We start from the raw sequence: 13398 nt of genomic DNA on the forward strand, positions 1-13398 counted from the left end.
TTACCGCTCACCCACCGCCATTACTTCCGGTACAAGTCGTACACCGTATTTCTGGAATACCGTGTCCTGCACTTGTTCGATCAAGGCGAGCACATCCTGAGCTGTAGCCTGCCCGGTGTTGATCATAAAGTTGGCATGCATCGGCGAGACCACCGCACCGCCTACCTTAAGCCCCTTCAAACCGGCGTCTTCGATCAGCTTGGCGGAGAAATGCCCCTCCGGGTTGCGGAAGACGCTTCCCGCGCAAGCCAGCGTCAGCGGCTGCGTCTGCAGTCTCCGCTCCTTGAACGCGTTCAGCGCCGCCACGATTTCCTTGCGGTCGCCGCGTTTCAGCTGGAAGACCGCTTCCGTCACGATTCCCGGTTTGGCATGCAAAACCGAGTGCCGGTAAGCGTATGCGAAATCGTCCTTCTCCAGCGTGACCAACTCTCCTGTCGGCAGCAGCACTTCAGCTCGCGATAGAATGCGTGACACATCAGACCCGTGCGCCCCGGCGTTCATATAAACGGCACCTCCCACCGTTCCCGGAATACCTCCGCCGAACTCCAACCCGGACAAACCTTCGCGTGCGACCCTTTGGCATAAGACGATGAACGAAACGGCGCCTCCGGCGTATACCCGTTCCCCCTCGATGCGCACCTTATCCAGCGCTTCCCCCAGCTTGATCACGACGCCTCGTATGCCTTTGTCGGAAACGAGCAGGTTCGAGCCTCTGCCGATCACAAACCAGGGCGTTTGATGCGCATGAAAAAGCTTCACCGCGCGGACGAGTTGTTCTTTCGTCTGCGGCACCAGCAGAATGTCGGCGGGACCGCCGATTTTCCACGTCGTGTAGGGAGCGAGCGGTTCGTTCAATCGAACTTCACCGTAGGAGCCGCTCAAGAGCTCAAGTTTGACCTGTTGCATGGGAATCCTCCTTTACAGAACAGCCGGAGCGCCGATTTCGATATAAGCTCGATAATCGGAAGCGGCAGCAGCCGTACGCGCGTTTTCTTTCGTTCTCTTGCGCTGGCGGCCTGCCGCTTCGCCGGGCGTCTGTCACGGTTATAGTGTAGTTTATGTGAAATCGGAAATAGTGTGACAATCGCCTATTCATTTTCCTTAGCGTCCGGGAAGCCGGTGCTTCTCGATCAGCTGCACGATCATATCAGTACCGCTGGCGAACGGACTGGACGCCATCCGCTCTTTCAGCTCCGAGCGTTGCTCCTGTACCTCGCCAAGACGCTGAAGCAGCGTATCGGCGTTCAAATCTTCTTCATGCAGCACACGGGCGTAGCCCATCTTCTCAAACGATTCCGCATTCAAAATTTGATCGCCCCGGCTCGCCTGTCGTGACAGCGGAATCAGCAGCATCGGCTTGCGCAGCGCCAGAAACTCAAAGATCGACGTGGAGCCCGCCCGCGATACGACAATGTCAGCGCTGGCCAGAAGGTCCGGAAGCTCATCCTTGACGTACTCGAACTGGCGGTATCCCCTCACCTGCGACAGCGAGGAATCGACGTGCCCCTTGCCGCAAATATGTATAATTTGAAATTGGTGCAGCAGCGCGTCGAGCGATTCGCGAATCGCCTGATTGATGCGCTGCGCTCCAAGGCTGCCGCCCATCACGAACAGAACCGGCTTCTGCGAGTGAAAATCGCAAAGCGACAACCCGCGCAGCGGCTTTCCCTGCAGCATCGTTTCGCGAATCGGCAATCCCGTACACTCCGCCTTGTCGCTGCGGACGAACTTCATCGTCTCCGGGAACGTGACGCAGATCCGGGATACGAACGGCATCGTAATTTTGTTCGCGAGGCCGGGCGTCAGGTCGGATTCATGCGAAATGACCGGGATGCCGTTCAAGCGGCTGGCCAAAATGACCGGGACAGCAACAAAGCCCCCCTTCGAAAAGACGATGTGGGGCTTGATTCGGCGGAGCAGCTTATGGGCTTCGGCAATGCCCTGCAGCACCTTGAACGGATCCTTGAAATTTTTCAAATCGAAATACCGCCGTAATTTGCCGGACGACACATGGTGGAACGGAATGCCTTCGTGACGAATGATTTCGTGCTCGATTCCGTCGCGGGAGCCGATATATTCCATTTCCCAGCCTTGGGAACGAAGCCGGGCCATCAGCGCCAAATTCGGCGTTACATGGCCGGCCGTTCCTCCGCCGGTAAAAACGATTTTTTTCATAAGGACATCACCTCGAATAACGGGAAATATTAAGCAGCACGCCGATGGAGGTCAGCATCAAGGTGAGCGAGGAGCCTCCGGCGCTGATGAGAGGAAGCGTGATGCCAGTGACCGGAAACATGCCGATGACGACGCCGATGTTGATAATGACCTGAACGGCGATCATCCCGACGATCCCTGTGGCAAGCAGGCTGCCGAATGTGTCGGGCGCCGTAATGGCGGTCCGCATGCCGCGCCAAAGCAGCAGTGTAAACAAGATGAGAACGAATGTCCCGCCAATAAAGCCCAGCTCTTCCGCGATGATCGAAAAAATGAAATCCGTCTGCGGTTCGGGAAGATAGCTGTACTTTTGACGGCTCATGCCGAGGCCAAGACCGACAAGCCCGCCCGGACCGATTGCATACAGCGACTGAATCGCCTGGTAGCCCGCGCCGAGCGGATCCTGCCACGGGTCGAGAAAGGCCGTAATCCGCTTGAGCCGGTACGGAGCGGCAATGATGAGGCCGACGAAGCCCGCTAGGCCGACCAGACCGAGGTATGACAGATGTCTCAGCCGGGCTCCCGCCGTGTAGATGATCAGCAGCGAAGCGCCGACCAGCACGGCGCCGGTACCGAGGTCGGGCTGAAGCATAATGAGGCCGAAGGCTAGGCCGACAAGGCCGAGCGGCGGCAGCAAGCCCCGTTTGAACAACGTGATCGTCCCCTGCTCCTCGGACAGCCACTTGGACATGAAGATGATCATGCCCATCTTCATGAACTCTGACGGCTGAATGCCGAAAGCGCCGATCCCGAGCCAGCTGCGGGCGCCTCCGCGCACGACGCCGATGCCCGGAATGAGCACCGCCGCGAGCAGCACGAAGCAGACGAGCAGCGCCAGCTTGGCGTACTTTTTCCAAATCCAGTAGTCGGCGTTCATCGTGAACATCATGGCCAGGACGCCCAGTACGGCAAACAGCGCTTGGCGCTTCAAGTAATAGAAGGAATCTCCGAACTCGCGAAAAGCAAGCACGGCGCTCGCGCTGTACACCATCACGATGCCGATCACGAGCAGCATCATCGTGGAACCTAACAACAACATATCCGGAGTCGATCGCGCTTTAACCATACCGCCCACACCTCTAACCTTAAGACTTAAGGCGGGCATCAGCCGTTATTCCGCAGCCGTCAGCCGGCATGCATCGCCGACAACCGGACGGATAGGCTTGTTTACCCTCCTCTTAAAGGTTATGCACGGACTGCCTAAACATTCGTCCCCTTTCCTCATAGGAAGGAAACATGTCCCAGCTGGCGCAAGCCGGCGATAAAAGCACGACGCTGCCCGGCTTTGCCATCGCCACAGCCGCTCTTACCGCCTCGTCGACCGTATCCTGCACATTGTTAGCAGTATCGACCGTTTTCACTTGACTCAATCCTGCCAGGCGCGCGACGCGGGCGATTTTTTCCTTTGTTTCGCCAATCGCAACCAGCCCCTTCACCTGACGCTGAAATACCGGAAGCAGATCCATATAGTCGGAGCCGCGGTCCAGCCCTCCCGCAATCAAAATGATGTCCTGCTTGAACGCTTCGATCGTCTTGACCGTCGCCGTCGGATTCGTAGCCTTGGAATTGTTGTAAAAATGCACGCCGTCCCGCTCGGCGACCAATTCGAGCCGATGCTCCACGCCGCGGAACGACCGCAGCACCCCGGCAATGACATCCAACGGAACGCCGGCCGTATGAGCGATCGCGCTCGCAGCCAGCGCATTCTCCATGTTGAAGGTACCGGGAATGCCCAGTTCATCGACCGGCATAAACGGATTGACTTGCCCATGCGCATCGCGGTACACCATCGTTCTAGCGATGTCATCTTGAACATTCGCGAGTGGAGGCTGCAGATAAAAGCCGTAATCCAGCTCCGCTTTCGTAGAAAACGGAAGCACGGAAGCCCTCACCTTCTGCATGAGATCCCGGCACACCGGGTCGTCCCAGTTCAGTACGGCGGTGTCGCTCTCCGTTTGATTGGCGAAAAGCTTCACTTTGGAATCGATATAATCTTCCATTGTATCGTGGTAATCGAGATGCGTTTCATAGATATTAAGCAGGCAGCCGATCTGCGGACGAAACGCGGACGTTCCTTTCAGCTGGAAGCTGCTCAGCTCTACAACCATCCGGTTGTCGCTTGTCGCAGTCAGCGCCGCTTCCGTGAGCGCCCGGCCGATATTGCCGGCCACGATGGGCTGAAGCCCGCCCGCCGCCAGCATCAGACCCGTCCACGTGGTCGTCGTCGTTTTGCCGTTCGAGCCGGTAATCCCGATGATCGGCGCCTTGCAGATGTGATACGCCACTTCCACTTCCGTTATGATTTCAATCTTGAAGTGCAGCGCGCGCTGAATCGGCTCGATGGTATACGGAATGCCCGGGTTTTTCACGACCAGCGCAATGCCCTCGTGAATAAGCCCCGACGGGTGACTGCCGCAAACAACAGAAATACCCAGAGCCGATAGTTCGTCGGCCTCAGGGCATAAGTGGCGTTCCTTCTTATCGTTAACCGTGACAAGCGCACCCGCATCGTGAAACAGTTTGGCCACGGCGACGCCGCTGCGGGCTAAGCCCAGAATGACGACTTGGCGGCCCCGGTATGCATTTGGATGCTCCATGCTTACAACACCTCATTAATATATAATCCGATTCCGGCAAGTATCAGCCCAGCGGTCCAGAACGTAATGACGACGCGCCATTCCGACCAGCCGACCAGCTCGAAATGATGATGAATCGGGCTCATTTTGAACACACGCTTGCCTCTGGTCTTGAAGGAAACGACTTGAATGATGACCGACAAAATTTCCACGACGAACACGCCGCCGATCAAGGCCAGCAATATTTCCGACTTGGTCAGCATCGCGACGACCGCAAGCCCCCCGCCGATGCCCAGCGACCCGGTATCGCCCATGAACACTTTGGCCGGATGCGCATTGAACACCAGAAAGCCGAGTACGGCGCCGACCATCGCTGCCGAGAAGATCGCGATATTCGGCTGCGAATTATTCAGTGCAATAACTGCATACGCGCCGAAGGCAATGGCGCTGGTGCCGGCAAGAAGTCCGTCGAGACCGTCCGTAAAATTGACGGCATTGGACGTGCCCATCATCAGCAGGACGACAAACGGAAAGTACAGCCAGCTGAGGTCGAACGAAAAACCGACGTACGGAATCCGAATCTCCGTGCTGTGGTCCATTTGCACGAGCAGCACGCACACGATGATCGATACGATCAATTGGCCGAGCAGCTTCTGCTTGGCGGTCAGTCCGAGGGAGCGCTTGAACAAAATTTTGATGTAATCGTCCAAAAATCCGATAAATCCGTAGCCTAGCGACGCCACGAGCAGCGTCATCGTCTCCAGGTTCTTCTCCCCGAAGCGAAGCACAGCCAGCGCGAGCGCCAGCATGATGATAATGCCGCCCATGGTCGGGGTGCCGGCTTTTTTCAAATGGCCCTGCGGCCCGTCGGTGCGAATCTGCTGGCCGAACTTCAGACGGCGCAGCAGCGGTATAAACAGCGGTCCCATAATAAGGGCCAGCAAAAAAGCCGCGCCCAGCGTAATCATGACAATTTTAAAATCCACGGATGATCCCCCCTAATTGCATAAGAAAACCCGGATCGGAGCCGTTCAAGGATGAACGGCCTCGACTTCACGGCAGGTTTTCCTGGTTCAGCATTTCGCGGTTCGCCTTCTTGCTCCGGCGAACGTCAAAATCCCGAATCGTTCAAAAAGGCCGCAACTTGCTCCATCTTCATTCCGCGCGAACCTTTGATGAGGACAAGGTCCTGCGCTGCGGTCTGGGATGCCAATGCCCGTGCAAGCTCTTCTTTGTCTGTGAAATGCAGCACCCGGTCCGCTCCGAAACGCGACCTGGCGCCTTCCGCCATATCGTTTGCCAGCGGACCGTACAGGTACACCGCCTCCACCTCGGCGGGATCGAGCATCGCCCCGACGGCGCGGTGAAATTCGGCCTCTTGCGCGCCGAGCTCGAGCATGTCGCCGAGCACCGCGAATTTACTGCGGTAGCCCTTCATTTCATGCAGCAGATCGATCGCCGCCCGCATGGACGCCGGACTCGCGTTATACGCGTCATTCAGCAGCGTAAGCCCACTCGGCAAATGCATCACTTCGATCCGCATGCCGGTCATGACCGCATGCTCCAGCCCGGCCGCAATTTGCTCCGAGCTCAGTCCGAAATGACGGCCGACGGCGATGGCCGCAAGCGCGTTGATGGCGTTATGTCCGCCAAGCGCCGGGATGCGGTACTGCGTCTGTGCGTCGACGTTTACCTTGAAACGGGTTCCGCCTGCATCCGCCGCAATCTCGAGCGGATACAAATCGTTGCCGCAGCCTTTCCCGAACCGGGTGACGGTATATTCGCCGTTCTGCATGCGTCCCGCCTCCGCCATCTCCGGAAGCACCTCCGGAATCAGCGGCTCGTCTCCGTTGTATACGAGCAAGCCGCCAGCCTGCAGTCCCGCCAAAATTTCAGTCTTGGCGCGCGCAATTTCTTGGCGAGAGCCGAGCTGAAGCAGATGCGCTTCTCCGATATTCGTAATGACCGCAACTTCCGGTTCGGCAAGTCTGGACAACAGGTCGATTTCCCATCGTCCGCTCATGCCCATCTCCAGCACGGCTAGCTCCGTGCTCGGCGACATTTGAAGCAGCGTCATCGGCAAGCCAATATGATTGTTGTAATTTCCCTCCGTCTTATGCACTTCGAATGCGGTTGACAGAACGGCCGCCGTCATGTCCTTGACCGTCGTCTTCCCGTTGCTGCCCGTAATGCCGACGATGCGCACCGGCAGCTCCCTGCGGTACGCTTTGGCTAATCGCTGCAGTGCCGCAAGCGTGTCGTCCACAATGACGAGCGGCGTTCCCACAGGCGGCGCGGCGTGGTCGATCTGCCACAGGGCGGCGGCTGCGCCTTGCGCCAGTGCCGCATCGACAAAGTCATGGCCGTCGAACGATTCGCCGATCAGCGGCACATACAAGCTGCCTTCGCCAAGCGTGCGCGTGTCTTTCGACACCCCGCGGATTATCCTGTCCGCCGGAGCGCCTTCCGCTAACCGGCCTCCGGCCATAGCGGCGATTTCCGCCAACGTCTTCTTGATCACTTCATCGTCCCCTTATCGCATCCTCGGCGACCCTTCGGTCATCAAAATCATGCTTGATCCCCATGATCTCCTGGTAAGTTTCATGTCCTTTTCCCGCAATCAATACTACATCCCCGGGGCCGGCCATGGCAACCGCTTTTTCGATCGCTTGCCTGCGGTCGACAATCAGCTCGTAGCCGCCCTGCTCACAACCCACTTCGATCAGTCCCGGCACGATATCGCGGATGATCGCTTCCGGCTCTTCGGTACGCGGATTATCCGAGGTGACGATGACGTAATCGCTGTATTCCGCCGCCAGTCTGCCCATCACCGGCCGCTTCGTCCGGTCGCGATCGCCGCCGCAGCCGAAAACGCAAATCATGTTGCCCTCGGCAAACTGGCTGATCGTCGACAGCGCGTTTTCAAGTCCGTCCGGCGTATGCGCGTAATCCACCAGCACAAGGAACGGCTGTCCGGCGTCGACGATCTCCATCCGGCCTTCCACGGAGCGAACCCGGCTCAGGCTCTCGGCGATGCTGTCCAGCGGCAGCCCTTCCGCCAAGGCGGCGGTAATAGCGCCCAGCGCGTTATAGACGTTAAAACGGCCCACCAAGCGAAGCTGCATCTCCGCCGTGCCTCGGAAGGTGACGCAGCGAAACCGCGTGCCGCCGGACGTCATCTCGATGTCCTCCGCCCGTACGTCGGCGGAAGTGTCGTCGATGCCGTACGTGATCACATGCGCGGACGTTTGGTCGGCGAAGTCGCCTGATGCCGCATCGTCCGCATTCAGCACGGCAAACCGGCGGCGGTCCGGATCGGCGTCATATTCGTTGCCCATCCGCGAGAACAGCAGCGCCTTGGCCGCCTGATACCGCTCCATCGTCTTATGATAATCCAGATGATCCTGGGTTAAATTCGTAAAGATGCCGGTGCGGAAGCCGCAGCCCTTGACCCGCCCCCGTTCCAATCCATGCGACGAAACTTCCATCAGACAATAGTCGGTCCCCGCGTTCACCATCTCGCGAAGTATTCTTTGCAGCTCAAGCGCTTCCTGCGTATTGGTCGCGTGATTCGGATGAAACTGCGTGCCGATTTTCACATGAATATTCCCCATCAGTCCGGTACGAAAGCCGTGGTCGCTCAATATGCTTTCCAGCAAATACGTCGTCGTCGTCTTGCCGTTCGTTCCGGTTACGCCGATCACTTTCAGCTCCCGGCTCGGGTAGCCGTAAAAATGAGCGGCAATGACAGCCATCGCGTATCTCGTATCCTTGACAATGAGCGTAGGGACCGCGGCCTGCAAGTCCCGCTCCGCCACAAGCGCCGCAGCCCCCTGTCCGATCACGCGTTCGGCAAAGTGATGGCCGTCAAACGCCGCGCCGGCAATGCAAATGAACAGATCGCCCGGCTTCACTTTGCGGGAATCCATTTGCACTCCGGTAATTTCGATGCTCCCTTCGCCGACAATCCGGCTGACAGGCAGCAACGAAGCGAGTTCTTTCAGTTGCATTCCGGGTCCCCTCCATTTTTACACATGGTATCTATTATGGACAAAAAAATGCACGCTGAAAAGCCTAAATTTCGAAAAGTAAGTGAACTGTCGGTTTCCCGTCAGCCCCGTTCGTTACGGCTTCGACGGTGTCTCCGGCGGAGGCGCCGCATCCGACAAATAAATGCGGATCGTAGAGCCTTGCTCTACCCGGGAGCCCGGCTTAGGCACCTGATTGACAACGTTCTTCCCGGCGCCCGACTTGGCGAGCTGGAAGTTCATGTTCAAGTCCTCGTAAATGTCCGTGATCGTCATGCCGATCAAATTCGGCACTTCGACAATTTTCGTATCGCCGTAGACGTATTTGCGGTCGAGCTGATCTTGGCGCTGCGGCACTTTCATATATCGCAGCGAATCTTCCATAATACTCTTGACGAGCGGCGCAGCGATGAGCCCGCCGAATTGAATACCCTGCGGATCGTCAACTGCCGCATATACGACGATCTTCGGATCGTCGGCCGGCGCGAAGCCGATGAAGGACACGATGTGCTCGTCGGCCGAGTAACGCCCGTTGATGACTTTCTGCGCGGTACCTGTCTTGCCGCCGACGCGGTAGCCGTCGATAAACGCATTGCGTCCGGTCCCGTTGGCTACGACGCTCTCCAGCGTCTCGCGCACCTGCTTGGAGGTCGCCTCCGAGATGACACGCCGCACCAGCTCCGGCTGAACGGTCTCCACGATCTCTCCGCTGTCCGGCTTATACCAGGCTTTCGCCACATGCGGCTTGAACAGATTGCCGCCGTTCACCGCAGCGGACACCGCAGTGATCTGCTGAATCGGCGTCACGGATACGCCTTGGCCGAACGATGTTGTTGCAAGTTCCACCGGACCTACGCGGGATGGCTTGAACATAATCCCGTTTTCTTCACCGCCCAGGTCAATGCCCGTTTTTTTGCCGAAGCCGAATTTGTAAATGTAGTCGAACAGCGTATCTTTGCCCAGCCGCTGCCCCATCACGACAAAGCCCGGGTTGCATGAATTTTCCACCACGCCAAGGAACGTTTCGCTTCCATGCCCTCCGCGCTTCCAGCAGCGGAGCCGGGCGCCAGACACTTCGATCGCGCCGTCGTCGTAGAAGCTCTCGTTCAGATTGACCTTCTTCTCTTCCAATGCTGCGGCAAGCGTGATGATCTTGAACGTAGAACCCGGCTCGTAGGTCATCCAGATCGGCAGGTTCCGGTTATAATTCTCGACCGGATATTGCGTATAATTGCCAGGCTCGTAGCCCGGGCGCGATCCCATGGCCAAGATTTCCCCATTGTTTGGGTCCATCGCGATGGCAATGACATGCTTCGGCTGGTACTTCACCATCGCTTGATCCAGCTCACGCTCCATAATGGACTGAATGTGGCCGTCAATCGTCAGCTGCAAATTCATTCCGTCCAGCGGCGGCTTGAATTCGTCGTTGGAACCCGGCATCTCCTTGCCGTTGGCTGCTGCCAGGTACGATATGCTGCCGTTGATGCCGGTTAAATTTTTATCATACTTCAACTCTATGCCTGTTAAGCCTTGATTATCAATTCCGGTAAAACCAAGCACATGCGCGGCGAGCCCGCCGAACGGATAGTACCGCTTGTTGTCTTCCGCCACCCGAATGCCCGGCAAAAACAAATTGCGGACTTCCACCGCTTTCTCCATCGTCATCTTCCGGCCGGCCGGGTTAATGTAGACGCTCTTCTCGCGCTTCGTAATCAGCTTATAGACGGTCTCCTCGCTCATCTCGAGCACCGCGGCCAGCTTGGCTGCCGTCTGCTGCGGGTCCCTGATCTGCGCAGGAATCGCCAGCACAGTCGGCGTGCTGATATTGTACGCCAGGCGCATGCCGTTACGATCCAATATTTCCCCTCGCTTGGCGGTAACGCGAATGTCGCGCCGCCATGATTCCTCCGCTTTATCCGACAGCTCGGGACCGGCCCACAGCTGTACATATGCGAGCCGCACGACAAGTGCAAAAAATAAAATCGTTCCTACAACAAGTGCGGCGAATAGCCTGCGGCGAACCGTTACGTTCGATGCCCTCATGCCCGCTTCTTCTCCTCCCTGAACAGAGATTCGTTCATATCATCCCTATTCGGGACAACCCGGGGTTAGAACAAGCTATCGATGAAGCTTGCGGGCGATGTACAGACAACCGTCACAGCCCGGAAGGCGTGACGGTTGCACTGGATCATGCTGCGTGCTTGCGGCATGCGATATAGAAGAGACAGCGAGGGCACCCGCAGTCCGCCGTCAGCGCTGCGCGGTCTTTTTATCCGTACCGGTCGGGGCATTCTTCTTCGGCGGCGGCGCAGCCGGCGCTTTGGCCGGAGGCGCATCCGATTTGGCATTTTTATCCGACTTGTCGGAAACGGCAAGCTGGCTGTACGGTTTCAACTGCAGCGTCACCACGCGCGCATCCCCTTCACCTTCCAGCGATTGCGCAGCGACGTAGCCTTCGCCGGTCGACGTGCAGCGGGTTTTGATGAACGAACACACTTCCATGGCATCGCGGAGCGATTTGCCGGTCAAATCCGGCACGGCGATTTCTCCGCTATCCTGAAGTAATACATACATTCGCTGCGCGCCGCCGATTTCAGTACCTGGCGTCGGAGATTGGGCGATAATCTCATTTCCTCTGCCGATTGTTTCCACATTGATGCCGAATGAGTTCATCGTCGTACGCGCCTGCTCGGCGGATACACCCGTAAAGTCGGGAACCGTAGTGCGGATCTCCCGATCGGACGCCTGAATGGGCGGCTTCGTCACTGTCGACGGCGCCACGCCCAGATAACGCAGCGATTGGGACATAATTTCCTTGAACGCGGGCGTGAGCACATCGCCGCCCAGATGATAATTGCCGCCCAGGTCCGGCTGATCGGCAATGAGCGTAATCAAGATACGCGGGTTTTCAATCGGCGCATAGCCGATGAAGGAGATAACCCATTTGCCTTCCGCGTACCCTTTTTCCCCAGGCTCCACGAGGTTTGCGGTTCCGGTTTTGCCTGCGATCCGGTACCCTTCGATATAAGCTTTGCGGCCCGTACCGACCTGCTGGTCGGAGACGACCGTTTCCAGATATTCGCTGACCTGCTTCGCGGTTTTCTCCGACACCACCTCGCGGATCACTTTCGGTTCGTTCTTCTGAATGACCTCTTCGGTTTCCGGGTTGTAAATTTCCTTGATCAGATGCGGCCACATCAGCTTCCCGCCGTTGGCGATGGCGGCGTAAGCGGCCGTCTGCTGAATCGCTGTCGCCGTCATCCCTTGCCCGTAGGTGGCGGTCGCGAATTCAGCCGGATATTTCATCTTGACGATACCAGGCACTTCCCCTGGAATATCTACGTTCGTTTTCACGCCGAAGCCGAACTTGTCGATATACTGCTTCAGTTTTTCCTGTCCCAGCTTCTCCAGTCCCAGCTTGACGAACGCGACGTTGCTGGAGCGCTTGAGGCCTTCCAAATATGTAATTTTCCCCCATCCCACGATGTTATGGTCATGCAGCGTACGCCCGGGAACTTGAATGGAGCCCGATTGATACAAATCCGTCGGATTGAATAAATTTTCTTCGACCGCACCGGCGAGCGTAACGATCTTGAATGTCGAACCTGGCTCGTACTGGGATACGATCGCATGATTTTGAAAATCGCTCATCTGCTTGGTCTCCCAATAACGGTTCGGGTTAAAGGCCGGCGTATTGGCTACCCCAAGAATTTCCATCGTCATCGGATCGACGGCAATCGCCGTCAAACTTTTCGGATGCCATTTCTCATTCACTTTATCCAGCGCGTTCTCAAGATAAAACTGAATGTTTTTATCCAGCGTCAATGTGACGTTACTGCCGTTAATCGCCTTCTTGTATTCCGCCTTGGAATTCGGCAATTCCACGCCGAAGCGGTCCGACTCATAGCTCAGCGATCCGGGAACGCCTTTCAGGTATGTATCGAGCTGCGATTCCAGCCCCATCTTGGGCACGCCTTCCTTATCGCTGTAGCCGAGCAGATGAGCCGCCAGCTTGCCGCCGGGATAAAAACGTTTGCTCTCCGGTCTCAGCAATATGCCGACGCTCTTGTTCTTTCCTTCAATGCTTTGCTGCAGCCGCTCGATCAGCTTCTTGATCTGATCGGCCACTTCCACGTCGATCTTCCAGCCGTCGTTGCCGAGCTCCACCTGCGCGTAATAATCGCCGTTCGCTCTTTTTTTATTGAGCCGCTCCCGGATCCGGTCCGCGAGTGTATCAGCGGCGGCTGGATCTTCGGTAGGCTTCAGAATCGCCGCCAGCTCAGTTGCGATGACGTTCTCCAGCCCTTTATCATGAATCGTTTTGGGTACGAGCGCGAGCGTGTAGGCCGGAGCGTCTTCAGCCAGCACTTTGCCGTTGCGGTCCATAATGGCGCCGCGAATCGGCAGCAGTTCCTTGTCTGTCGCCCATTTCTCCTTGGCCATCGTAAGCAGTTCTTCCCCATGAACCACCTGGACCCAATACAAGCGCGTTACAAGGACAAGAAAAAGGAGGGTAAATATCCCTCCGATCAGCAGCGAACGCAATTTCACTTTTTTCGTCATGTCGTTCTCCCCCTATT

9 protein-coding genes are annotated in these 13398 nt (G+C 57.1%); all 9 read right to left on the reverse strand.

Annotated elements, in window-relative coordinates:
* Positions 1-906: a UDP-N-acetylmuramate dehydrogenase gene (gene murB / locus KXG62_RS04080; RefSeq protein ID WP_218090633.1), complete on the reverse strand. Its 906-nt coding sequence runs from the start codon at positions 904-906 to the stop codon at positions 1-3.
* A gap of 195 nt (positions 907-1101) precedes the next feature.
* Complete coding sequence (locus tag KXG62_RS04085) at positions 1102-2175, reverse strand: undecaprenyldiphospho-muramoylpentapeptide beta-N-acetylglucosaminyltransferase (RefSeq protein ID WP_218090634.1); 1074 nt, start codon at positions 2173-2175, stop codon at positions 1102-1104.
* A 7-nt stretch (positions 2176-2182) separates the two neighbouring features.
* Complete coding sequence (gene spoVE, locus KXG62_RS04090) at positions 2183-3280, reverse strand: stage V sporulation protein E (protein WP_218090635.1); 1098 nt, start codon at positions 3278-3280, stop codon at positions 2183-2185.
* Between the two features lie 112 nt (positions 3281-3392).
* The gene (gene murD / locus KXG62_RS04095; RefSeq protein ID WP_218090636.1) at positions 3393-4811 is read right to left on the reverse strand and encodes a UDP-N-acetylmuramoyl-L-alanine--D-glutamate ligase; all 1419 of its coding nucleotides are present in this window, start codon (positions 4809-4811) and stop codon (positions 3393-3395) included.
* Positions 4812-4813: 2 nt separating this feature from the next.
* Complete coding sequence (gene mraY / locus KXG62_RS04100) at positions 4814-5776, reverse strand: phospho-N-acetylmuramoyl-pentapeptide-transferase (protein WP_218090637.1); 963 nt, start codon at positions 5774-5776, stop codon at positions 4814-4816.
* A 125-nt stretch (positions 5777-5901) separates the two neighbouring features.
* Positions 5902-7311: a UDP-N-acetylmuramoyl-tripeptide--D-alanyl-D-alanine ligase gene (locus KXG62_RS04105; protein WP_218090638.1), complete on the reverse strand. Its 1410-nt coding sequence runs from the start codon at positions 7309-7311 to the stop codon at positions 5902-5904.
* A gap of 1 nt (position 7312) precedes the next feature.
* Complete coding sequence (locus KXG62_RS04110; RefSeq protein WP_218090639.1) at positions 7313-8800, reverse strand: UDP-N-acetylmuramoyl-L-alanyl-D-glutamate--2,6-diaminopimelate ligase; 1488 nt, start codon at positions 8798-8800, stop codon at positions 7313-7315.
* 114 nt (positions 8801-8914) lie between these two features.
* A complete protein-coding gene (locus tag KXG62_RS04115) occupies positions 8915-10861 on the reverse strand; it encodes a stage V sporulation protein D (protein ID WP_218090640.1) in 1947 nt (648 codons plus the stop codon).
* A gap of 207 nt (positions 10862-11068) precedes the next feature.
* On the reverse strand, positions 11069-13381 hold the full coding sequence (locus KXG62_RS04120; protein ID WP_218090641.1) for a penicillin-binding transpeptidase domain-containing protein: 2313 nt from the start codon (positions 13379-13381) through the stop codon (positions 11069-11071).
* Between the last annotated feature and the right edge of the window lie 17 nt (positions 13382-13398).

The organism is Paenibacillus solanacearum, assembly GCF_910593845.1.
GTDB classification, from domain to species: domain Bacteria; phylum Bacillota; class Bacilli; order Paenibacillales; family NBRC-103111; genus Paenibacillus_G; species Paenibacillus_G solanacearum.